18 protein-coding genes are annotated in these 24,951 nt (G+C 45.9%); 7 read left to right on the forward strand and 11 right to left on the reverse strand.

Annotated features, from left to right (window positions below; translation table 11 throughout):
* Window position 1: 1 nt before the first annotated feature.
* Window positions 2-916 carry a 3-hydroxyacyl-CoA dehydrogenase family protein gene (locus tag ACXACM_RS19245; protein ID WP_474823809.1) on the reverse strand — a complete coding sequence of 305 codons (915 nt, stop codon included), beginning with the start codon at window positions 914-916 and terminating at the stop codon, window positions 2-4.
* Window positions 917-977: 61 nt separating this feature from the next.
* The gene (locus ACXACM_RS19250) at window positions 978-1,853 is read right to left on the reverse strand and encodes a cyclase family protein (protein ID WP_474823811.1); all 876 of its coding nucleotides are present in this window, start codon (window positions 1,851-1,853) and stop codon (window positions 978-980) included.
* Between the two features lie 310 nt (window positions 1,854-2,163).
* On the opposite strand from ACXACM_RS19250, the gene ACXACM_RS19255 reads away from it, so the two are divergent.
* Both ACXACM_RS19255 and ACXACM_RS19260 read left to right on the forward strand, forming a co-directional pair.
* On the forward strand, window positions 2,164-4,485 hold the full coding sequence (locus ACXACM_RS19255) for a TonB-dependent receptor (protein ID WP_474823813.1): 2,322 nt from the start codon (window positions 2,164-2,166) through the stop codon (window positions 4,483-4,485).
* Window positions 4,486-4,631: 146 nt separating this feature from the next.
* On the forward strand, window positions 4,632-6,746 hold the full coding sequence (locus tag ACXACM_RS19260; protein ID WP_474823815.1) for a TonB-dependent siderophore receptor: 2,115 nt from the start codon (window positions 4,632-4,634) through the stop codon (window positions 6,744-6,746).
* A 105-nt stretch (window positions 6,747-6,851) separates the two neighbouring features.
* Here ACXACM_RS19260 and ACXACM_RS19265 read toward each other — a convergent pair whose 3' ends face one another.
* Window positions 6,852-8,906, reverse strand: coding sequence for a S9 family peptidase (locus ACXACM_RS19265; protein ID WP_474823817.1), 2,055 nt, complete (start codon window positions 8,904-8,906; stop codon window positions 6,852-6,854).
* A 199-nt stretch (window positions 8,907-9,105) separates the two neighbouring features.
* A complete protein-coding gene (locus ACXACM_RS19270) occupies window positions 9,106-9,993 on the reverse strand; it encodes a LysR family transcriptional regulator (RefSeq protein ID WP_474823819.1) in 888 nt (295 codons plus the stop codon).
* Window positions 9,994-10,094: 101 nt separating this feature from the next.
* Here ACXACM_RS19270 and ACXACM_RS19275 point away from each other — a divergent pair, with 101 nt between their 5' ends.
* Genes ACXACM_RS19275 through mmsB form a run of 3 tightly spaced genes read left to right on the forward strand, consistent with a single transcriptional unit; the run spans window position 10,095 to window position 13,637 of the window.
* The gene (locus ACXACM_RS19275; RefSeq protein ID WP_474823821.1) at window positions 10,095-11,594 is read left to right on the forward strand and encodes a CoA-acylating methylmalonate-semialdehyde dehydrogenase; all 1,500 of its coding nucleotides are present in this window, start codon (window positions 10,095-10,097) and stop codon (window positions 11,592-11,594) included.
* A 7-nt stretch (window positions 11,595-11,601) separates the two neighbouring features.
* Entirely contained in the window at window positions 11,602-12,738 is a 1,137-nt protein-coding gene (locus ACXACM_RS19280; protein ID WP_474823823.1) for an acyl-CoA dehydrogenase family protein, read from the forward strand.
* A 23-nt stretch (window positions 12,739-12,761) separates the two neighbouring features.
* Entirely contained in the window at window positions 12,762-13,637 is an 876-nt protein-coding gene (mmsB, locus tag ACXACM_RS19285; protein ID WP_474823825.1) for a 3-hydroxyisobutyrate dehydrogenase, read from the forward strand.
* Window positions 13,638-13,691: 54 nt separating this feature from the next.
* On the opposite strand, the gene ACXACM_RS19290 is transcribed toward mmsB, so the two are convergent.
* A complete protein-coding gene (locus tag ACXACM_RS19290) occupies window positions 13,692-14,555 on the reverse strand; it encodes a MipA/OmpV family protein (protein ID WP_474823827.1) in 864 nt (287 codons plus the stop codon).
* A gap of 159 nt (window positions 14,556-14,714) precedes the next feature.
* Complete coding sequence (locus ACXACM_RS19295; RefSeq protein WP_474823829.1) at window positions 14,715-15,374, reverse strand: hypothetical protein; 660 nt, start codon at window positions 15,372-15,374, stop codon at window positions 14,715-14,717.
* A gap of 346 nt (window positions 15,375-15,720) precedes the next feature.
* On the opposite strand from ACXACM_RS19295, the gene ACXACM_RS19300 reads away from it, so the two are divergent.
* Window positions 15,721-16,302 (forward strand): DUF2780 domain-containing protein, encoded by a 582-nt coding sequence (locus tag ACXACM_RS19300; RefSeq protein ID WP_474823830.1) that lies wholly within the window; start codon window positions 15,721-15,723, stop codon window positions 16,300-16,302.
* Between the two features lie 90 nt (window positions 16,303-16,392).
* On the opposite strand, the gene dld is transcribed toward ACXACM_RS19300, so the two are convergent.
* Together dld and ACXACM_RS19310 are read right to left on the reverse strand one after the other, a co-directional pair.
* Entirely contained in the window at window positions 16,393-18,120 is a 1,728-nt protein-coding gene (dld, locus tag ACXACM_RS19305) for a D-lactate dehydrogenase (protein WP_474823832.1), read from the reverse strand.
* A gap of 99 nt (window positions 18,121-18,219) precedes the next feature.
* On the reverse strand, window positions 18,220-19,476 hold the full coding sequence (locus tag ACXACM_RS19310) for a DEAD/DEAH box helicase (protein ID WP_474823834.1): 1,257 nt from the start codon (window positions 19,474-19,476) through the stop codon (window positions 18,220-18,222).
* Between the two features lie 388 nt (window positions 19,477-19,864).
* On the opposite strand from ACXACM_RS19310, the gene ACXACM_RS19315 reads away from it, so the two are divergent.
* Window positions 19,865-21,928, forward strand: coding sequence for a putative bifunctional diguanylate cyclase/phosphodiesterase (locus tag ACXACM_RS19315; RefSeq protein WP_474823836.1), 2,064 nt, complete (start codon window positions 19,865-19,867; stop codon window positions 21,926-21,928).
* Window positions 21,929-21,950: 22 nt separating this feature from the next.
* Here ACXACM_RS19315 and ACXACM_RS19320 read toward each other — a convergent pair whose 3' ends face one another.
* The 3 genes from ACXACM_RS19320 to ACXACM_RS19330 all read right to left on the reverse strand — a co-directional run bounded on the left by ACXACM_RS19320 (window position 21,951) and on the right by ACXACM_RS19330 (window position 24,917).
* Entirely contained in the window at window positions 21,951-22,367 is a 417-nt protein-coding gene (locus tag ACXACM_RS19320) for a hypothetical protein (RefSeq protein ID WP_474823838.1), read from the reverse strand.
* Complete coding sequence (locus tag ACXACM_RS19325) at window positions 22,367-23,563, reverse strand: hypothetical protein (RefSeq protein ID WP_474823840.1); 1,197 nt, start codon at window positions 23,561-23,563, stop codon at window positions 22,367-22,369. Before ACXACM_RS19325 ends, ACXACM_RS19320 begins: the two co-directional genes overlap by 1 nt.
* 166 nt (window positions 23,564-23,729) lie before the next feature.
* A complete protein-coding gene (locus ACXACM_RS19330) occupies window positions 23,730-24,917 on the reverse strand; it encodes a dimethylsulfonioproprionate lyase family protein (protein ID WP_474823842.1) in 1,188 nt (395 codons plus the stop codon).
* Between the last annotated feature and the right edge of the window lie 34 nt (window positions 24,918-24,951).

The raw sequence follows: 24,951 nt of genomic DNA on the forward strand, positions 1-24,951 counted from the left end.
ATTATTTTCCTTCTTTCGCTAAGACAGAAAGTAAATACTCACTTAGCCCATCTTTAACATTGCGTATTTCTTCCTCTGTCCAGGTACGAAACCCTTTACCTGATTTCATTCCCAGTGCTCGATGGGCCACCTTATATTTCAAAATATCAGCGGGTTCGATATCCCTGTTTAAGCTTTCCAGGATGACGTTATGGATATCCAGAGTGAGGTCCAGCCCCACCAGATCAGCATTCTCGATGGGGCCGAGTTGAGGAAGTCGAAGTCCAAAACTATTTTTAACCACGGTGTCTATACCCTCTGCCGAACAGACACCATCATTGATTAGTGCAATCGCTTCCCGCCACAGAGCATGCTGCATTCTGTTACCCACAAAACCAGGCACGTCTTTTTGCACGTGAACGGGTTTCTTTCCTACATATTCAAGTAGTGACATCATGGTGACGATTGCGGCATCACTACTTTTCTCGCTTTGTACCACTTCCACCAGCGGCACAAGAAAAGGAGGGTTCCACCAGTGGGTCCCCACCACCTGACCGTCGAAAGGAAGTCCTTCAAAGATTTGATGAATAGGAATCACCGACGTATTGCTTGCCACAATGGCGCTGGACTTGGTGAAAGGGCGAATTTTGCTAAAAAGCTGCTGCTTCAACTCCAACTTCTCGGGCACTGCTTCTATAATGACATCAGCATCTTGTACGGCCTTTTGAATATCGCCGACGACGGTTATAAAATTAAGCGCTGTATGATCGCGCTTAATTATGTCGAGGTTAGCTGCAATTTTGTCCTTGGCACTGTCTCGCGCTGATGCATAAGGATCATATAGCGTTACATTTATACCGTGGGTTGCGAAAACCTGGGCAATACCACATCCCATTAATCCGGCACCAAGAACGGTCACTTTTGTTGACTCAAACATATGGAATCTCGCAAGTTAATTGAGAAGTGGCACACTTTTGCAAGTGGCCACTCGCTGCCGCCTAGTCTTCGCTGCCGGTTTCAATTTTGTAGGAGCCGCTGCGATCTATCATTGCAACCAGCCTGACGATACAGCCGTCACCGCCTTTCCAGCGCCATGGAAACGCTGCTATTGTGCATCGCTTGCCCGTGACCTTATCGATTTCACCGCCCACGTTTTCAATACCGCAAATACCATTGCTCAAAAGCGCCCGATGGCAAGGTTCCCAGTGGGGGAAGTCCTCAATAATTGAACGACCACCGCTGAACTCACGGTATTCGCCTTCTAAATGTGGGATCAGTGGGCCGGGACCATGGGGACCAATCGCCGTACCTAATGGGTGATCTAATGCTTGTACATCAATACCCACCATTTTTACTTTCTTCTTCGCTAACCACTCTCCGGCATCTTTATAAAGACCTGGACCATAGTGGTAATACTCAGATGAATCAGCATAAGTGTGATGCCACCCTGTATTAATAATGACAATATCGCCTTCGCGTATCGCAGGCGTAGCATTCTCTAAATCCTCAGCAGTAATGACTTCCCATTTTTTCTTCGGAATAGAAACCACAACAGCGGTACCGAAGAAGCGCGGTAACGGCATCTGATCCATAAATGGCGTGCCCTCAACAACATGAGCAGGCGCATCGATGTGCGTACCTGAGTGCATAACCGTAGTGATGCGCTGGGTTAATACTCCTGATTTTGACATCCCGTGGAGACGTTCAATTTTTACATCTTCAAAATATGGCCAACAGGGCTGCCCTAGTCCCCATTCATGACTGAGGTCATAGAATTCCATCCCCGTATCATTGTTTCTGTTCTCTTCCTGAATCATTTCATCCATGTCGTGCTTAGCGATTTTATGCACGCGTTTAATGTCGTTAATCTTCATCTTTAATTACCCACCATGTGATACATATTAACCGTATTACGAAGCTAACAACAAAATTTAAACATGTCAATAACAATTACGGACACATGTACAAATACATAAATAAAACTTAAGTAGCTGATTAATTTATTTTTATTTTGATTCTATTTCGTGATTTACCGACTAAATGGTTTAAAAAATATTTTTTGTTAACGATATGTGTAATTTTTAGATGGAATTATTTTTTAGAACCATGTAGGTTGAATAATAGCCGATACGGGTGTACCACAAAGCGGTTAAAAGATTACAAAATAAAATTGAGGACGATGTAATGAAGCAATTCAACCGGAACGCAATTTCGCGAGCGATACTCTTTAGTTTTACCCTTTCGTTAACTTGTACAGTGGCTGCTCAGGACGAATCCGCCACGAATGCATCAGAAGAAAAACCTCAGGGAGCAACACTAGAGATCATTGAAGTTACATCTCAAAAGCGCACGCAAACACTTCAGGAAGTACCTGCAACTATCTCAGCACTCTCTGAAGGAGTACTGGAAAAATATGGTGTGGATGACTTGTTCGAAATAGCGAATCTCGTTCCCGGCATGGTGTTTTCCCGCGCACCTGACGACGGTTTAGCCCTTACTTTACGAGGGTTGGGTACGCCCGCCAGAACACAGAGCTTTGACCAATCTGTTGCGTTGTTTCAAGACGGTATGTTCGTTGGCAAGGGACGTATGTATTCTGCTGCGTTTTTTGATATTGAAAGAATAGAAGTCATCAAGGGAACTCAAAGTACCCTGCTTGGAAAAAATACCAGTTTGGGTGCTATCAGTATTGTTACCCAAAAGCCCACAGACTATTTTGAAGCCAAAGTAAAAGCTGGGGCAGAGGTCGAAAACGGTGGTTACAGTCTTGATGCAGCAGTGAATATTCCGTTAACAGACGATTTAAACGTACGGGTTGCCGGGCACTTTGTTGAACAGGACGGCTGGGTCAACAACGTTGCGACAGGTCGGGATGTGCCAGAAGATGAAGACCTCGGTATGCGAGTTACTGCCGTTTACACGCCATCAGACACACTGACAATCACAGGTATGTACCAGCATTCCACCGGCGAACGAATTGGTAATGGCTATCAATACGTGGACAACGGTAATTATTTTTCAGAAGACGTTATCAATATCATCGGTGAAGCGAACCTCGATGATACAAAAAACGCATTATGTGAAGATTGCAAATACGACGAGAGTTATCACGATACCACAGTGGATTCATTCACCCTGACAGTAGAAAAAGATTTCGGCGACCTGACGCTGACCTCGGTTACCTCTACCGCAACGTATGACATATTATTTTACGATGACTTTGATTTTGGGCACGCATTTGATGAGTTGACTTACGTCACCACAGGTGAAGTCGATTATTACAGCACCTATTTTAAGCGAGAAGAAACCTACGACCAGTTTTCTCAAGAACTTCGATTAGCTTCAGACGGGCGGGAAAACTTCGATTACATGGCTGGTTTCTTTTATTTCAACAGTGACTGGGATTCACTGGAAGAGCAGTTTTTTAATACGCCTAACTTCCCGCCAGTAGGACCAACAGGACAAATATTTAACGGTTCTTTTGGCAATGATTTCTCACAACAAACTGAAACCTTTTCAGCCTTTGTTCAATCTGACATCTATCTGAGTGACGACCTTACACTTGCGGTAGGGTTGCGGTACACAGATGAAACAAAAGATGTTCAGTTTGACCGCATTCAGGGCCCGACGGCCACTTTGTGGAATACCGTAATCAATCCGCCTTTCGAGTCTGAACTGACTTTCAGTGATAGTTTTCTCAACGGTAATATATCGTTGAGTTATGACGTCAGCAAAAACACCACCGTTTATACTTCCTACGGTGTGGGCAGTAAAACCGGCGGATTCGCAGAATCGGCGGAAGTCACCAGTGCAGACCCATCCCTTGATGTATCCGAAGGTGGCGCGCGGGTGAAATCTGAAGAAGCCCACACGTACGAGGCGGGCGCGAAAATGGTACTTCTGGAGCGTAGCCTCAACGTCAATATGGCACTATTCTACACTGAGATTATTGATTTTCAGGAGACGTCTTTCCTGGTTACTGATGCCAGCGCAGGTTTTCTCACCCAAAATGTTGATGTGGAATCCAGCGGCTTCGAATTTGACGCGCTTTATCAGCTAAATGACGATTGGCGACTTACTGGTGCGGCGACCTACGCTGACAGTGTGCACAAAGACGATGGTAGCGACCTTGCTCAAGCCCCTAAATGGACAGGTAACATTGGCTACTCTTATCTAACTGAACTTGATTTCGGTGATCTACTCTTCGTATCAACAGGCTCAGTCAGATACCGCGGAGAAATGGTCAGTCAAATTAACGAAACCTACCCGTCGGACAGTTTAACCACATTAGACTTTACCTTTGGCGTTGAAGCCGGTGATGGCACATGGGAAGCTAACGTTGCTATTCAAAATTTGACTAACGCACGCTCAGCTGATTTCAGCGGCCCTCCGGCAGCCCCTATCGGAGCGGTGCTTGGTGCACCCACTGGTGACCAGGGCATTACAGCAGAAACCCTCAATCAACAACGAATGATAAAGCTTCAGTTTTCTTATCTGTTTGAATAAAAGAAAGCGAGCGGTTCACCGCTCGCTTTCTTTTAATAGCCAAGACTATCTCTTTTGGAGCTACTCGGGGATCATTCCAACTTGAAACAAGAGACGAGATAACATAACATTTGCAGCCTCAAAATTTATGCTAACTCTGTTTACTTATGACGACCCCCTTTGTACTTTCTTTATTAGCTTTTTCTGTTGCTTCAACCGCGCAAGCATCGCCTCAATCAGCGTCCGTTGAACATGATAGTGTTGAACATATTGAGGTAAAGAGACATTTTCAGCCGTATCGTGGCAACGTGCCCCTAATCGAAACGCCACAAGCAATAGACCGCATCACTGTTGACACACTCCAGAATGAGGGTATTACACGCTTTATCGACGCTCTGGATTTCGCCCCCACGGTAGTGAGACAGAATAACTCCGGAGGTATGTTCGACAGCTTTGCCATCCGAGGGTTTTCCGGCGACGAGAACAACCCCAGCGGTTATCTCATTAATGGGTTTAATGTTCGTGGTTACAGTGGTAATAGAAGCACTGTTAATGTGCAGACCATCGAGGTTATGAAAGGCCCGGGGTCTGCACTGTACGGTCAGGGTGAGCCAGGCGGAACCATTAACGTCATTACTAAAAAGCCCCAGTCTGATGAGCAAGGCTATATACTCGGAACGGTGGGTAACTTCGACAAAAAATATGTAGAGTTTGATTACACAAATGGTTTGAACACAGATATGGCATATCGAATCAATGGTTCTTATGAAGATTCTGATACCTATCGCGACTACGTATTTTTTAAGAACCTCAATATCAATCCTTCGTTCATCTGGAATGTGTCTGATCACACCAGCCTTAGCTACCAGATGGAAATACTCGACCAGGAAAAGCCGCTCGACCGCGGAGTCTTCATTCTCAACAATGATTTTGAGGCGGCTGAACCCGAAACCTTCTATGGCGATATTCGAGATGGTGCCCACGAAGTAAAGGCTCTTGGCCACCAATTAGTATTAAATCATGAACTAAACCACGACTGGCATATCTTGACCGGCTTTGCCTATCGAGATTCCTCGTTTAAAGGTGCGTCTTCAGATACTGAACTGTCAGCGGGGCGCCAATTACTCTTCACCGACCCAACTCTACTGTCGAGACAACGCAGAACTCGTGATTACCAGGCACAGGATTTATCTCTTCGGGTTGAACTCAGCGGCGTGACTTCAATCGCTAATTTCACCAATAACCTACTTATTGGACTGGATTACTACAATTATCACATCGACACTGACTACCGCCGCTGGCGCACTGCCTGGGGGGCTGGCGATACAACTTACAGTATCGATGTTAACAACCCCGACTACACTATATTTCGTCCTGAAGTATCCCCCACGACTATGACTGCGGAAAAGCAAAAGGGGCTGGGCTTTTATGCGCAGGACGTTGTTGAACTCACTGACAGTACCAAAATCTTGCTCGGGTTCCGCGTGGATAGATTCGAACAGAACATCTTTAATCAAATCAGTGAAGTTGGCCAGACGCAAGACCAAACAGAGGTCACACCGCGATTTGGTTTAGTGCACAAGCTGACCAATAACGTTAGTCTGTATAGCAGTTATGCTGAGGGCTTCCGCCCTAATCCTGGCCTAGACTCAGATCGAAACGCGTTTGACCCTGAAGAAACAACATCTTTTGAAGTTGGTGCTAAATGGGACAATGTTGCAGATATTTTCTCTGGTAGTGTGGCTATATTTAACGCCGAAAAAAGCAATATGCTTACCGCTGAGCCTAATACTGGTTTGTCAGCTACACTGGGCGAAGTGGAAAGTCAAGGCGTTGAATTTCAGCTTTCCTCCAGCGTGACATCCGCCACTCGCATTGATATATCCTACGCATACATAGACGCGAAAACTGCAAATGAGGTAAATAACCTCGACTGGGGAGTACCTATTCCTGCTGGTTCACGTCTCATCAACGTAGCGAAGCATTCAGGTTATATTTCCCTGAACCACTATACCGATATCATGGCGAAAGAAGCCTACATGGGGATTACGGTAAGGTACGTTGGGGACCGACTTGGCCAAACCACTGACCCAACTTACATACTTCCCGATTACACGTTGGTTAATCTGTCTGCTTCGATGAATATAAGCGATAACTTGTCGGTCATGGTTGATATAAACAACCTGTTTGATGAGGAGTACTTTGAGAACTCCTATCATCAGTTGTGGACCATGCCTGGCTCGCCCACCAGCTATACCATAAGTATGAAATACGCGTTTTAATACTTAGCGTATAAAAAGGCCGGTTTTTCATGTTTCGCAAATCGGCCTTTTTGTCTTTTCTGACCCGGCATGTATTAGCGGGTCATTTAAGAGAAAGCACACTAGCTATAGATCGTTCTCTTCTTTTTTATACCGCTCAAACCACGCTAAAATATTGCCCACCTTTTGCACCAACCGCGATGGTTTACTTGCAATACCATGAGAGGCACCAGGAAGTCTAATCATTGCCGCATCAACATTCTGCAACCGCAATGCCTGATAGAACTGCTCTGACTCGCTGATTGGGGTGCGATAGTCTGCTTCACCGGTTAAAAGTAGTGTTGGTGTCGTCACATTACCCACCAGCGACAGCGGGCTGCGATCCCACAATTCATCGGCAATATTCCAAGGCATATCCGGCATCCAGTACTGGCTGAAAAACGGATAAGCATCTGCCGTCAATGCAAAGCTCACCCAGTTTATTACCGGCTTTGCTACGACCGCAGCCGAGAATCTATCAGTTTTACCAATAGACCAGGCAGTCAGCACGCCACCACCGGAACCGCCGGTGATAAACAAGTTGCTTTCGTCGATATAACCTTGGGCAATGGTGGCATCTACCACGTCCATAAGGTCGTTGTAATCTTCTGACGGATAGTTGTGGTGGATTAGATTGCCAAAGTCTTCACCATAGGAAGCACTCCCCCGCGGATTCGACCACACAACAACGTATCCCTTTGCTGCCATCAATTGTATTTCCATAGCGAAATGTGGTCCATAAGCAGCATGGGGACCACCGTGAATTTCGAGGATAAGTGGATACTTTTTCGAACTATCAAAATTGGGAGGTAAGGCTATCCAGGCATCAATTTTTCGTTCATCAATACTGGATGTTACAGTGAGCTCTTTCACCTCGGCCAATGTCACGTGTCCCAGCAGATCTTCATTTAAATGGGTTAACGTAAGGTCTGTTCTACCTTTTCGAAATAATGTGAGGTCACCGGGCGCATTTCGTCCCGCCGAAACATACACAATGTCGCCGTCGTCACTGACAGCAAAATCGCCCGATGTATAAGGACGACCTAAAGCTTGCCCTCCGGTGACAATATCAAGCTTGGTGATATCGCCGCCTAAGCTGACTTTAGCGAGTTTCGTTTCTCCGTGATCGAGATAGGAAAAAGTGAGAGAGCGGCTGTTATCAGCCCAGACAAATTTGCCAATACTGCGATCAAGTGTTGATGTCAGGCGCGTTATTTTCCCCGATTTAAGCGCCATCACCACAATGTCGCTGTTCTGATATGAGAGCTTCCTGTCATTTAACTGGCTAAACGCCAGATACTTACCGTCCGGACTAAGCACAGGATTCGCTTCAAACCCGACCATTTCAGTTACCGGCTCAACCTTTCCTGTTGCAATAGCCACTTTAAATATATCGCCGGAAAGGGGGTTGAGAGCGTAATCCTCTTTTCCCGGAGAGGCAAAATAAATGAACTCATCGTCATGACTAAAGGTAATGGTGCCGCCATTGGGGAAATTGCCATGGGTAAGCTGCCTTGGCGTTCCCCCTTCTACCGGTAACACGTAAAGCTGATCGTGGCCCTGGCGCAGATAGCCTCGGCCGTCACCGCGATAGGTGGTGGTGTCAATGAGTTTCGCGGTTTCAGCCCACTTCGCGCCTTTAGGTTTTTTAGGCATATCTGTAAATAAGGGCTTTTGCTTCTGTTCTGTAAATAACGTAAATGCCAGAGTTTGACTATCGTGAGACCAGGTTATTTTTCTCGGTCTTTCCGTGGTATTGGTCAATCTCACTTCTTGCCGGCTATCAAGATAATATACGTGCAGCTGTGCTCGTCCATTGTAGGCTTTGGTGTACGCCAGCATTGTCCCATCAGGGGAAAAAGTAGCATTACTAATATTCGTATCATCAGCCAAAAACGGACGATGTGTTTTGGTATCTGTATTGACCTGCCACAAACGCACTGCCCTGCTATCTGTCATAATGTCCAGACTCTGGCGTTCGTACACCACAACCTCATCATTGATGAATTGCGGGTTTGCCACAAACTCCAAATCAAAGGTATCGCCGTAATCAAGTACTTTGGCAAACAGCGGTTGAGGACTTAACAGCGCGCAGCCCAACGCAACGTGTTTCGTCACCGTTAGCAGGTATTTTCTGTTCATCGTATGCAAGCTCCCTGGATAGTAGAGCCCGTTGAGCACTGCGTTACGCTTTTGCAGCATAGGTCAATGGGCTATTTATTGTTCTGTATTGTTAACTGAATCATAGTGCCACAACAAAAGTGAAATTAGGTACTTTAAACAGTTCAATACGACCAATAATCAAAAGTGCGCTGTAAATGGTTTACTTTAAAACCAAGTGCTAGTCGAGGAATCTGTGTCGGTGCTGAGCGACCTGCTCATGTAGCCATTGGATAAAGGTTTTAAACCGTGCCTGACTTTGGGTTTCTTTATGGGTTGCTAGCCAAAATGTACGTTTAATGGTGATAGCGTGGGGGAGAATACACTTTAGTTCACCGTTCTGTATGGCTAAGAATTTGGGGAGGATCCCTACCCCAGCGCCGTGGGACAGCATTTGATACTGTGCATTAATACTCGTACTTCTCAAAGCAGGGAGCTTTGCAAGGGCTGTTTCCTCAAAGAACTTAAGCTGAGGGGCGTAAATTAAATCAGGCACATAACTTATTAGCGTAAACGGGCTTAAATCGTCCACATCCTCTGGCGTACCTTTTTCGTCTAAAAGACAACTGTGGCCATACAGATTAAGCTGATAGTCAGTTAGCTTTTCAGTACTTAAAAGTCCTTTAGTAGGCCGCTCCAGCAAAATGGCGATATCAGCTTCACGCTTATTCAAATTGAGAAAACCACTGGTTGCCACCAACTCGACACAAATTTCCGGATACCGACGTTTAAATTCGGCCAGCAAAGGGGCGAGAAAACCACTGCCAAATCCTTCTGATACACTCACGCGAATGGTTCCTGCTAAATGTGATCGCTCATCATTAAGCTCATTTTCCGCCTCCAGAATAATGTGCTCAGCTTTTTCCGCGTAACGCTCCAGTCGCTTTCCCTGATCGGTGAGAATGTAACCCCGACTTGTCAATTCGAACAAAGAACAATTGAGTGCATTCTCCAGCTTTTTTACACGCCTTATCAGTGTAGTTGCATCTACGCCTTCACCTTTTGCAGCAACAGATACACGGCCATTCCTGGCCACCGAAAGGAACAGTCTAATATCATCCCAGTTCACACAAATACCTGCAAAAATACAGTACCAAGCTGCAAGTATATGCCTTGATAATGATAACGCAACGTTTCAATATTGTTAAAAATATGAATTGAGAATTCGTTATGCGACATATTCCACATTTTATTAATGGCGAAACCTATTTTAGCGACGCAGAAGCCACCTCGGAGGTTTTCTCCCCAAATACTGGCAATGTGCAGGCCACGGTTTCTTCCGCCAGTGCCCACACACTACAAACTGCCATCGACAGCGCCCTTAACGCTCAAAAAGCATGGAGCACGACCAACCCTCAACGCCGTGCCCGGGTTATGTTTGCGTTCAAAGCGCTGGTTGAGAAACACAAAGTTCGTCTTGCAGCGCTGCTTTCAAGCGAGCACGGCAAGGTACTTAATGACGCCCATGGCGATATCCAAAGGGGCCTTGAAGTCATTGAATTCGCCTGTGGCATACCCCACGCTCAAAAAGGTGAATACACCGATGGAGCCGGCCCTGGCATAGATGTTTACTCAATGCGGCAGCCCCTTGGGGTTGTTGCAGGTATAACACCGTTCAACTTTCCTGCGATGATCCCCATGTGGATGTTTGGTGTGGCAATCGCGTGTGGTAATTGCTTTATTCTCAAGCCATCAGAGCGCGACCCATCAGTCCCGGTTGAACTGGCAAAGCTCATGATTGAGGCTGGCCTTCCGCCAGGCGTACTAAACGTGGTGCACGGTAATAAAACCGCCGTCGACGGTATTTTAGAGCATCCCGCTATTAAAGCTGTGAGTTTTGTTGGCTCTTCAGATATTGCAAACTACGTCTACGAACGTGGCGCTCGTGCAGGCAAACGTGTTCAGGCCATGGGCGGTGCTAAAAACCACGGCATAGTGATGCCCGACGCTGACCTCGATCAGGTAGTAACCGACTTGGTGGGTGCCGCATTCGGTTCTGCCGGCGAGCGTTGTATGGCATTGCCGGTAGTCGTGCCTGTAGGCGATGATACTGCTGAAAAACTGAAAGCTAAACTGATACCAGCGATTAAAGCAATTAATGTTGGTCAATCCGATGACGCTTCCGCACATTATGGCCCGGTCGTAACAGCGACGCACAAAGCACGTATTGAAGGCTACATTGACATGGCCGTTTCAGAAGGAGCTGAATTGGTTTACGACGGCAGAGACAAGCAAATTCCCGAGGATAGTAGCGGCTACTTCATCGGACCTACCTTTTTTGATCACGTTACTGACAATATGAAGTCATACCGGGAAGAAATATTCGGACCGGTGTTGCAGATGGTGCGGGCTAGCGATTTTAATCATGCTGTGGATCTGGCCAGCAATCATCAGTATGGCAACGGCGTAGCCATTTATACCCGCAACGGCCACGCAGCCCGTGAGTTTGCTCAGCGAGTTAATGTAGGAATGGTAGGTATTAATGTGCCTATCCCGGTGCCCGTAGCCTACCATACCTTTGGTGGTTGGAAACGTTCAGCATTTGGCGACACAAACCAGCACGGTATGGAAGGTGTCAAGTTCTGGACCAAAGTTAAAACCATTACCCAGCGTTGGCCTGATGGCGCAGATAACAACGATAACGCCTTTGTTATACCTACCATGGGATAATTTGATCATGCAGTTTTCATTAACCGAAGAACAACAATTTATCGTCGACTCTGCCGCCCGCTTTACGGCTGACAAAATAACCCCTTTTGCTGCGCAATGGGATGAAACACACACATTACCAAGGTCAGTTTTAAAAGAGGCGGCAGAACTCGGCTTTGGTGCAATATATGTTAGCGAAGCCGCTGGCGGGATCGGCATTGGCCGCCTGGAAGCAGCGTTAATTATGGAAGAACTGGCTTACGGTTGCCCGTCAACAGCCGCCTTCGTGTCAATTCACAATATGGCGTGCAAGATGATTGACAGCTATGGAAATGAACATATTAAAGCTGCGTATTTACCCGACCTCATTACCATGGAAAAACTGGCCAGCTATTGCCTGACCGAGCCGGGCTCAGGTTCCGACGCGGCGTCGTTGAAAACGTCGGCGAGACGAAATGGCGACCACTATATTGTTAATGGTTCTAAGGCCTTTATCTCCGGTGCCGGAGAAAGCGAAGTCTATCTTGTCATGTGTCGCACCGGCGATAACGGGCCTAAAGGGATATCCTGTCTTCTTATCGACAAGCACGCTGATGGCGTGAGCTTTGGTGCTCAGGAGAAAAAGTTGGGTTGGCACTCTCAGCCAACCGCGCAGGTGAATTTTGATAGCGTAAAAGTTCCCCTTTCTCACCTTTTAGGTAGTGAAGGACAAGGTTTTTCCATTGCTATGGAAGGGTTAGATGGCGGCCGCCTTAACATCGCTGCCTGCTCCATTGGCGGCGCACGCCGCTGTCTTGATGAAGCTGTACAGTACACCACCGACCGAACCCAGTTTGCGTCGAGAATTATCGACTTTCAGAATACACAGTTCACTCTGGCAGACATGACAACAGAGCTTCACGCCGCCAAAGCACTTTTGCATCAAGCTTGCGATAAAGTCACTCATGATGCCCCGGACAAAACCTACTTCGCAGCCATGGCAAAGCGGTTTGCTACAGATACTGGCAGCAGTATTGCTGATCGCGCCCTTCAACTTTTCGGCGGTTATGGCTATCTGATGGATTATCCCATCGAACGGTTCTGGCGCGATCTCAGGGTGCATTCCATTCTGGAAGGCACTAACCAGATCATGCGAATGATAGTAGCCAGAGAGTTGATGAAATAACCAGACAAACAGGAGCAGAAGACATGACACATATTGCATTTATTGGTTTAGGAAATATGGGTTCGGGAATGGCAAAAAACCTGGTTCAGAAAGGTTTTCAGGTGACAGCTTACGACTTAAGCGAACAAGCGCTTCAAAAGGCCAGCCAGTTTGGCTGTGATACTGTTTCGTCAATAGAAGACGCCGTGAAAGGTGCTCAGGTTGTTGTGTCCATGCTGCCAGCCGGGAAACACGTCGACGATGTGTATAGTAACCACGTAGTCGACACGGTATCCCAGGATACTTTGCTCATCGACTGCTCCACCATTGATGTGGCTACCGCTCAAAAAGTAGCTGAGGTTGCAGAGGAAAAGGGGTTGGCAATGGTAGATGCCCCCGTATCTGGTGGTACAGCCGCAGCACAAGGAGGAACATTGACTTTTATGGTTGGGGGTAACGCCAAAGCCTTCGAACTCGCCCGGCCTGTTTTAGAAGCGATGGGCAAAAAAGTCATTCACGCTGGTGGGCACGGCGCTGGTCAAGCGGCAAAAATATGCAATAACATGTTGTTAGCTGCATCAATGATTGCCACCTGCGAGAGTTTTCAATTAGCGCAAAAGCTAGGGCTCGACCCGCAGGTGTTTTTTGATATCGCCTCCAATGCGTCTGGTCAAACCTGGTCGATGACCAGCTATTGTCCAGTGAAAGGGGTTGGCCCGACAAGCCCCGCAGACAATGATTTCTCTGGCGGCTTTGCCTCATCTCTAATGCTTAAAGATCTCGGCCTGGCAATGGCCGGCGCGGCCTCTGTTAACGCCGTGGTTCCTATGGGTGAAGAAGCGCTAACCTGGTATCAGGCCCACTGCGAGGAAGGCAATAGTGCGCTTGATTTTTCTTCCATAATTAACCGCTTACAATAACATTGCACAAGAGCCTGTTTGAATACGGCACCACATCAAAAATGAGTGGTATTTTTACCAACTGGATCTGGCGTCGCTTTGATAGGCCCGCCAAACAAAACCCACGCCGATGCTGTAAGTAATATCTTTTTCATATAAAGGGCTGTCTTCGTTTGCGGCCCCTTGATTAAATTGAACAGAGGCTCCCAAAAAGCCTCGCACACGCCGCATTACTGGGAATGAAAGGCCCACCGAGGCTTCCGAACCCAGGTATCCCCCCTTCCCGTTGTAAGCACTTCTGATTTCAGTTTCATACTCAGGTGCCACTTCGTAAAAGTAGTCATGTAGCTTTTCAGAGGCCCAGGTCATTCTGAATGCCAGGCTAAGCCCTGTTTCGGGGAACAGCACACCTCGCTGTTGATATCGCAACGTGGGCTCAAAAACGTAGCCACGGGCGTGAATGTCCCCCAAATCAGTAGAAAATACAGCACGTGCCTGAACTCTTCCGGTCAGTCTTCCCTGCCCGCCACCGACGTAAGAGAGATCCTTCATTTTATAAATTAGCTGAGGACCAGCTTCAAATAAATAGTCCAGCTCGGGCATACCTTGCCTAACCGAGTCATCGTCACTGTCGGCAGAAAACGCGCCACTGAAGCTCATATCAAGTTCTAGTCTATCATTTTCAACAAATACTGCCCGAGCGCCGCCATCGCCACCAATTCGAAAAATTTCGCCCCGATAAATGGCATAAGGTGCAGCCAGGGCAACAAAATTTCTCTCTTTAGACGCGGGGTAATTTGGCACTTCAATCATGCCGCCGCCTACACCTACTTCCCACAGCGGTTGAGCCTCATCCAGGGATTCAAATCCAGTGAGGTTTCGATTGGGTGAATCATTGGCGTCAGTGTTCAAAGCTTCTGCACAGACAGATGCAGACATGCATATCAACACCAGGCTACTGAATAACGTTTTCAAACTTGAACCCTATTAGAACGGCAAAAAATGAATTGTAACGGCGATAGCTATCACTGAAAAGAATAAAAAAACGCCGATGAATTCCTTCATCGGCGTTATACATTTTTCTGCCATATTGCAGGGTTACAAACTTGCTGCACAAGCCCCTTGTGTAGCACTTTGATGGTAAGCAGTTTCAAGTGATTTCATCATGGGTTTGTGGTGATTGATAGTAAGAAGGTTCTTCTCAACTCTCGCGGCATCAAATGAAGTAAAGAACGATTTGAGGAAAACTTCGTTGGTTTCTTCTCTGATAAGCACTCGCGCCCCTGTTTGCACGATTATTTTGTCATCCGGTGAAAGTCCCCACTTCTCAGACAATGCTTCCACTTTGCGTTGATAGACTTTGGACAGCGCTTCTGAGCCAGCGAGAATAGATGGCAGATCACCCAATTCAGATAAGCGAAGCTTCTCTTTGCCAATAATGTACATATGGTCGTGACTAAAAGGCTTCAACTTTTTTGACGCCGGTTCAATAATCGCAATCTGCATATCTTTCTGGGCTGCTTGCAAATAGGCCAAACCTTCATCAGAGTAGTTGCCAAGTAGCGACAGGTTTAACTTCACACGGGACTGACTTCGTTTACCTGTTAGAGTAAGCAATTTACTGTCACTTACACTGTTCGGCGCACCGATATCACAAGTAGGCCCCACGCGGTAATAGTAATCGCCCTCAACAGCACTAACGAAAGAAGAAGCTGAGGCTGCGAAAGCGAAAGCAGCGAAACATAAAACCTTTTTCACGACACGTCCTTAAATAGAGTTAAGTTAACGAAAAAAACGTTACCACAACAAAATTCGTTCCACTGTTTCACAAATGATACCTAAGAATATATTGTAGCAACTTTTTCCAAAAACACCTGTTTTCATGAGAAAAGAAAAAAGCACAAAACAATGAGAGCTTATTGCGGGCACAACGTACGACATATCACCGGCAATAACAACCATCCATTCTCATCAAGAAGTCTAACAGCATCAACTGGTCAAACATGTTAAGATATCATTCAAGATTTTGTTTCAGCGCGTGTTTTATGGTGCCAAACACTTGTGTAGCCTTTTTTCTGAGGCACTTATTTTAAGGAGTTATACTATGTCGCTAAATACCTGTGTAAAAGGAACTCTTTTAGCACTTACACTGACGGGTTCTGCCCACGCAGCTACATCATTGCAGGATCTAACCGGCGCACTTGAAAAACAGGTGCAAACCTCAGCGCAACCAGCTGCTGCTGACACGATGGATTACACGTCAGAGATTTCGAGCCTGCTTGGCCAGGTAACCTCTAACCTTAATGTTAGTGAAGAGCAGGCGGAAGGTGGGTTAGCTTCCGTATTTAATTATGTCAAGAGCAATGTATCGGCCGATGACTTTGGCAGTATTGCAAGCAGTATTCCTGGATTGGAAGGTTTAATGTCTGCTGTACCTGCGACATCAGATAGTAGCAGCCAATCTACCGCGAGCGCGCTGTCAGGTCTGATGGACAAAGCCGCTGAGTACAGCAGTTCAGTAAAATCAGTTAACGACATAAAAAAGCAGTTTGAAGCTTTGGGTTTGACACCTGACATGATCAGTCAGTTTGCCAGCCAGATTAGCACCTGGCTTGACAAAGAAGATAAACAAGAAACCCAATCGGTATTTGAATCAAGTTTAAGTGGCCTGCTTTCCGGTCAATAAAATTCGAGCGGAAACAGGTACAAAACCTCCCTCTCTCAATAAAAAAGGCGGACATGCATAAGCATTCCGCCTTTTTTACAGAGCTGTCTTTTAATTATGACCGCCACAACAGCTATCGCCGTGCTCCGCCCAGTTTTTCAACTTAGATGTTTTACCTATCCCCGGGTTAAAGCTGTTTGTCGGATCCAGCTTTCGATAAAAGGTTTTTAGCGCATCTTTAGCAAAATATTCATGACCTACATTGTGCTCTGCCGGATATTCCGCACTTCTTGCATCAAAGGTTTCAAGAATTTTATTCTTTAAGGCTTTGGCATCGGTGCCTTTCTTCAGAACATAGTTTTGATGCATAACGTGGCAAAATAGATGACCGTAATAAAGTTTGGTATCTATTTGGCTGTCAATGTCTTCTGGCAGTACTTCAAACCAATCAGGGTCGTTGCGTCGTAATGCTACATCGATGGTCATCATTGCCCCCACCTCTTTGCTATTCATTGCATGGTAGCGCCCTATGGCTCCACCAGCTACAAACCGATGAAGAATTGCCTTATCAGCCTCATCTTCGGTGCACTCAAAGAAGTCGCCGTCATTTTCTTTGAAGAACTGGCTAAGATAGGCTCTGGCTTCGTCCACACCATCGTTACTCATTTCCAAAATCCAGTGATGCTGATACCGATCGCGATAGGCTTCCATTCGCGCCGGTAAATGATTGGGGAACAAGTAGCTAAAATATTGCATTACACGGTCAGACATTTTGTTGGGCAAGAAACCAAGTTTGTCGGCAAATGCGTCAAATTTGCGCTTAAAAGCAAACAGTTTGGGGATAAATTTAGCCCCTAATTTGCTTATCACAATAAACATATCTTTGCCGTACTTCTTAGATACGTCGTAACAATCGCGATGCAAATATTCACCGGAATCAGGCAGGTTTTTAAACGTCGACAAAATATCCCGACGTATCTTCGTGAACATCGAAGCGTCATTAGACCCCACGTAAAAGACCTGCTTTTTCTCGGGAATAGGAAAAGTATCAAGACGAACAGCAAAAACTGCTAGTTTACCGGCACAGCCTGATGCCTCGTGCAAACGACGACCATCGTTATTAAAACGGGAGGGCGTGTCGGAATCCACGTCGCGAACCCGCTGATCATATTCGTTGTCCGACGCCCTTAATTCCGGGAATTCTACGTCATCATTCGTGTAGGCTTTACTTTCAAGGTTTGAAAGTATGTCTTCCGGTGTCTCGCCTAACTTTATACCGAGGTTATTCACCAGGGTTAACTGTCCGTTCTCATCGATTTGCGCATACAGGGACATCTCAGTATACGCCGGCCCCCGCTTTACGAGCGCCCCGCCAGAGTTATTACAAATGCCGCCAACAATAGATGCCCCGATGCAAGAGGAACCAATCACAGAATGCGGTTCACGGCCGAAGGGAGCAAGCGTGTCTTCCAGACCAAACAAGGTACTGCCTGCCAGCCCAACAATCTGCTTGCCTTCGTCGAGTAATTGGATTTCGTCAATACGCATGGTACTGATGATGACCAGCGGCCGGTCGTAGTCTTTGCCATCCGGAGTTGAACCACCAGTTAACCCCGTATTGGCGGCTTGCATGATAACAGCTACGTCAGCCTCAACACATAACGACAACACTCGCCAAATCTCTACAAGAGTACCAGGCCTGACCACTGCCAGCGCTTCACCGGAGCCGAAACGAAACCCTTTGCAATAGGGTTGTTTTTTCGCTGCATCGGTCAATAAGTAAGATTGTCCTACCACATCACCCAATGCGTTAAGCAGAGACTGTGTTTGTGCTGTCATTTCTCTCTCTTAGTAGATATTACCAACAATTTGTGTCGACGGATTATACACTATTAACCAGTGATCCGACGGACAAAAAAGGTCAAATTAACGTAATAATTAATGCGCTGAACGCTGACGAGCCGCTCCAGGTTGCCGTCTTTGAGAGCTCCTGAACGGCTTTTTAGGCTGCTTCGGTTTCTTCGGCTTTTTAGGTGCCCGCAATACTGTTTCCGCTAATACTTGCGCTGGCTCAAAGCCTGTGAGGGTTTCTCTTGGAAGCAACTTTTGGATCAGCGTTTCAATATCTCTAAGCTGATCTATTTCATCTGCACTGACTAGAGACAACGCCTCACCACTGGCGCCAGCACGACCTGTTCTTCCAATTCTATGTACGTAATCTGCCGCGGTATTAGGCAATTCCAAATTAACAACAATGGGAAGTGCCTCAATATCAATGCCTCTGGCAGCTATATCAGTAGCAACCAGCACGTTTATCTTCCCGGATTTAAACTCGCTTAAAGCGCGAGTACGGGCTCCCTGGCTTTTGTTTCCATGTATAGCAGCACTGGGAATACCTGATTGTGTTAGCTTAGTTGCGATGCGATTTGCACCGTGCTTGGTACGGCTAAACACCAGGGTTTGCTGCCAGCTATTTTGTTTGATGAGCGCTTTGAGAGCGCCGACTTTTTTCGACTTATCTACATTTATTAAGCGTTGCTGAATTTCTTCAACAGTAGTATTTGGTTTCGCCGTTGAAATTTTAACAGGGTTTTTCGCTACCGATTCCGCTAATGTGGTCACAGAGTCCGAGAAGGTCGCAGAGAAAAGTAAGGTCTGACGTTTAATCGGCAACAATTTTAATATGCGCTTAATATCGTGAATAAACCCCATATCCAGCATGCGGTCGGCTTCGTCAAGAACCAGAGTTTCAAGAGCTTCAAACTTCACCGCGTTTTGCTGGTGTAAGTCCAGTAGTCTGCCTGGAGTCGCGACCAGAATGTCAGTGCCACTGCGAAGACGCTTCATTTGTGGGTTAATACCCACGCCACCAAATACCACTGTGGTTTTCAAATTGAGAAATTGATTAAACTGTCGGATATTCTCTTCCACTTGCGCGGCCAGCTCTCTGGTTGGCGTCAGTACAAGTGCCCTGACCTGATTTGCACCGGCTCGCTTGCCTTCACTTAATCTCTCTAACAACGGCAAGGAGAAACCCGCTGTTTTACCAGTACCGGTCTGAGCCGCTGCCATGACGTCTTGGCCTGACAAAATAACGGGAATTGCCTGTTCCTGAACAGGAGACGGCGTCGTATAGCCTTGCGCTGACACAGCTTTTAAAAGGGGTGCGCTCAGGCCCAATTGGGAAAATGACATAGAACCTCAAAATATAAGGATAAAATATAAGAGAGTGAGGAAAACGTGCCCGGCGATTTCACCGACGTCGTCGCTCACTCTTAAAAATACTGGGGAAAACCCGATGTGCTTAGAGAGGCTGTCAGCTTTGCAACAAGCATTTCACTAGCGACCTGGAAGTGGATCCAAATCATGAACAGCCCCCTAGCAGGCGGCGCATACTAACAGCCAACTGCAACAATAGCCAGATTATTTTTTATACAGACAAAAGAATAATCCACAAAAAACCAAAGGATAGATTACAATCTTCTAATACATTGGTGCATTTATTTTTTCTAGAGAAAAACTTTCCTTACTGTGTGCCGATATTTTTCGTAAAAACTAAAGTTGTCGTACTTGAGGTTATTTGTTGAAAAGTCTTCGTTCCGAAATTGCCGCTATTTCGCTTGTGTCAATTACACTTATCAGTTCGCTGATCATGTGGGTGTCTCTTAGTGTTTATGAAGATCTCTACGAAAACTTTGTTTCCGATGAACTGGAGTCACTGTCAACGAATTTAGCGAATGATTTACTGCCATTTATGAATGAGCGACCAGGCAATTTTGCCATGCTCAGTATACTCCTGCGTCTGGAGGAATATGACAATGTAGAATTCGCCCGGGTATATGACATTCAATCGAAACTAGTCAGTTCCTATGCAGGCAACGCCATGATGAGTGATAGTGCTGACGTCCTTGATCATGAAACTATGCTCGACGATGCATTCAGTGCCCTGCCATTTGGTCTGGAGGTAAAAGATGATCACATTCAGGTCGTTCAGCAAATTGGAGACCCAGCTTTCCCGCAAGGAAAACTGGTAATTTCATACCAAATAAGAGACGCGCTTTCTGCTAGTATGCGAGACTTTATAATGGCTGTTCTTCCTTTTGTTATCGCTTTACTCATTTTTGCTGTGTTTATTGCACTGGAATTGCAAAGGCGCTCTCTTCGCCCATTATTTAATCTTATTTCACAAATGCGCCAGATTGAAGAAACAAAAGATTACGCTGTGACTGTTGAGATCAAAGGAAAATCTGAGATCCAGGCCCTCACCCAAGGGTTTAACAGAATGATGTTCGACATTAACAAACAAACAGATCTAAATCGCCAGAAAAACAAGCTATTAACCAAGCAACAGGAACAAATGGAGCAATTGGCGAATTTCGACACCCTCACAGGGTTGCCTAACCGTCAGTTCTTAATGAAAACACTTTCTATCGAGTTAGCGAGAGCTAAACGCAACGAAAGTGATGTATTCGTACTCTTTCTTGACTTAGATGGCTTCAAGGTTGTTAACGACTCCTTTGGCCATGATGTGGGTGACAAACTACTTGTTCGCATAGCCGATCTCATCAGTGAAACTTTGCGCGAAGGTGACATTGTTGGTCGCTTAGGCGGAGACGAGTTCGTTGTCATTCTCAGTGAGAATCCCAATAAGAAGGAACTGGAGGTTATTTGTCAGCGTCTGGTGGATATCTTAGGAGAACCGCAAAGTATAGAGCAATGGAAGCTGGATACTGGCGTGAGCGTTGGCGCCGCTATGGCGAAGGACTGCGACTACGAATTAAGCACATTGATGAGTAATGCTGATATCGCTATGTACCACGCTAAACGAAACGGCCGTGGGCAGTATACGTTGTTTACCCGAATGATGCAGAACGATAACAAACGCATCCTTCGTATTGCATCCAGTATAGCAACGGCTTTACGGAATAATGAATTCTACCTCGTGTATCAACCGAAAGTTGACAAACATTCAGCCATCCAGGGTTTTGAAGCGCTACTGCGATGGTATAACCCTCATTTGGGACTCGTGTCACCTGGTGAATTTATTCCTATTGCCGAACAGAGTGACAAAATTTCGCTGATAACCAAATGGGTAGTCAACCAGGTCTGCACAGATTTACCGCTTATCCACCAAAAATATGGCCCCCACGTTGTGGTGTCGCTTAACCTGTCGGCTTCTGACCTTTCTGATGAATCGGTAACAGATTTCACCCTTGAACGGGTTTCTAAACTAGGTGCTCTTGCTCAGTTTATCGAATTTGAGATCACTGAATCTGCCTATCTGAAAAATTTCCAGTCTGGCAATATATTTTTCGAAAAAGCCCGAACGCTGGGCTGCAAAATTGCCCTTGATGATTTTGGCACCGGCTATTCTTCTCTCAGCTACCTCACTGAATTTAATATAGATACACTGAAAATAGACCGCCAATTTGTAAGCCAAATTGGAATTTCCGAACGTTCGGAACTTATCACCGATACCATTATTAATATGGCTGTGCATTTGAAGTTAGAGGTCTGCGCAGAAGGCGTGGAAACCGAAGACCAAGCAGCGTTTTTAAGAAACCATGGCTGCCATTTATTGCAGGGTTTTTATTATGGTAAACCTGAACCCCTCTCCAAAGATAAAACTTATCCCGTGTTACAGTAGAAAAACAGATAGCGTTTAAGCATTACCCGGCAGTAAACAGCACAGTTAGTTGCTCGGGTATAGGCATATCAGCAGGCAAATAACCTACCGCCCCCTGATTTTCAAGCAGATATTGCAGCATTTGGTCTGTGTTTTCTACTTCAACAGGCGCCCTATTTCTTCCACTGAAACGCATTTGAGCCCAGTAAGATTGTATTCTCGCCTCGGTGAGCCCCACCACAAGCGTATTAAATACATGCCTGGCTTCTTCACCTGGCTTAAGCGCAACCGGCTCCAGTAAACGGCCAGGACCTCCCATGAAAATGTTGCGAATTTCATGCTTTTCCATGGACTGAGGTTCTGCTAAGTTGCCGACGATTACAATTTGCTGCGCTGCCCTCGAGGGTGCGCACACCAATAATAAACAGCTTGTAAGGAGTAAGATTATGATTGCTTTCATTAAAAAACCCACTCCAAACCAATCTGATATAGTGTTGCTTTGCGATTAAAATCTGGGTTTTTAATTTCGAAGTGTGACGTTTTTCCAGTTTTGCCATCCAGCAGTGTTATTTCAGCTTTTAAAGCCAGATTCGAGGAATAGCTCCAACGTGATGTAAATGAGACAGAATCAAGATCATCTGAAGGCAAACTATTGTATAGTTCATCAACACCATATGCCAACATGTCTAACTGTGGATCTATTCCCACGGGAATAGAGTTATCGAGTACATTTAGCGATTGACGTGAGTGGGCAAATGTTACCGCAAACTGATAATCCTTGTAGTATGCTCCTAACGAAGCATAGTACGCTTTAATGCCTGATAGCACGGCGATGTTAGAAGTCACCTCCATCCGTTCTGCAGCAAAAAACCAATCCAAACTGTCGTAAAATACGCCTACCACATACGTATCAGCAGCACCATCTAGAGAAAGAAAGTCACTTATTTCATTAAAACCAGCTTGCTCAAGGCCAAATCTTAATTCGTGAATCCCTTGTACATCTGCATTGACTTCTTGAGTGCTCAACGTAGCGCCTCGTATTTGCCAACCTCCATAGTTAATTTCGATAACGCCACCGTACAAACCATCCACAGACAGATTAAAAGTTTCACCACTGCTTTCAAAGTCTGCATCATAACTGCCGTAATATCCCTCTAGGTTGATGTAAACCTCATCGATAGAAAATTGATACCGGGCACTCCCCCCTTCGAAATTTGAAAAAAACAAGTAGCTGCCGTACAGCTGCTGAGGTGCAGATAACCAAGGGTAGGAAAACCCTACATCAATCACATCTGAGTATTTGAGGTAAGGGGTTCTCAACTTTCCCGCAAGAAGTTGCAAATTATTGGAAGGTTCGTAAGTGAGATAAGCCCATTCAATACCGGACTTTCGGTTACTATCGCTATGTAACAACAGTTGTGTTGACGCTGACAAGGTTTCGGTTAATTGATAGTCTGCCTGAACAGCAAAAAGCGACTTTTCGGAAAAGCTAATGCTGTTATCATAGCCTTCAAAGTTCGCCTCATGAGTATCCAGAGCGCCTCCAATTACGCGGGCAAACCCCGACAAAGCAAAGCGCTCTTGTTCCTGGGCAGTAGCGGTGACCCCGACTCCCATGCAAATAAACAATAGCCCTAACTTTAATATTTTCACCATTGTTGTCACTTAAACCAGTATTTACAGATTTCCTCTTCTGATTGAAAGCATAGCAACAGAGACGAATTATTCCAGAATACTTACGTATAATTAAGCACGCAGTCGTACTGTTTATGAACAGTCGCAAAATCAGTATCTGGCAGCAGTAGACAAGCCCACATTAGCGCTAATAATTCCATTTCGTTGGCTGGCACCGATATCGGGAGAACGGCTCTGCATTTCGTTTTGAACTGCGCTTTTCAACCACTTCACAAAGCCTGGTACTTTGCTCATTGTCCCGCGCTGTGGTTCTTCCCCATACTGAAACAAGGCCAGACGGTGCGGCCCCACATCCTTCTGCAACACGGAAGGCGTGGATCGCGTTGCGTTCGAAATAAGTAAAATTATTACCATTGGTTGACTGTGGAATAAACCAAGCAGGGATATCCACCGCAGGGTCCGCATCGATATACAACCCATCCTCGTCGGGCCCGTGCTCAAATAGCTTACTGTCTTCGTGAGCCACGAAAAATTGGTGCTCATCGCCGCAAGAGGCCGACGTTAAGGGCATATAGAACTCTTGCGGGTGATGATAGTGGTAAGGATAAAATGTATCATTTAGCTGAATAGTCATTCCGATTTCAGCGCCCACTGGCTCGCCATTAATAGATTTAATACGCAACAACCCCCAAGGGCCCATTACTTCTGCGTACGCGTATCCGCCACGAAAACGGACATTGTGTGCTTTTTCGCTATCAGCATAGAAAGGCAGCCAACCCACACCCGCCCACAAATCAGGAAGATTTTTTGCCGAAATATCTGTCTCGAGATAATCAGGCATGGTGCTTTGCTGCAAAATAGTCCAGAAATCGCTGGCAAGGGCAAGCCCTGCGGTTTTTAACGCACCGGATTTTTGCTCATAAAAATCACTTAATGTTGGCCGGTTAAGCCACGCAGCAACTTCTGACTTAACCTTCACAACGTCATTCGCTGAGTAAAGGGGGAAAGCGTCGTAGTGCTTTTGAGTATCAAAACAGGCCCTAGCCGCTTCAGGCTCTTTCAATACGCTGTCGATGTGTTTGATGACTTTCTGAACGTCCTGATATTTAGTAACACATTGCCTGGCAATATGGCCACTGCCATCGTTAGATTCAATGACGGCCAGAGGCCCGTCTTTACAGCCATTATTCTTTGTCAGAATTTCCCTCACACCTTCAAGGTATGTTAATGTTTGGCTCCATAACACATCAACAGCTTCTGTGTTGTGATCTGAAGTGTCGATGTCTTTGTTACAAACAAAGGTTGCCGCGCTACTAAGCGCTGAAAAGATACACAGTTGCGCGCCGACGACGTAGCGAATAATTTGAATTTTCACAATATTTTCCAGCTCGTTTAAAACTACTAAAACT

It is taken from the genome of Alteromonas sp. AWQ4_252, assembly GCF_056158205.1.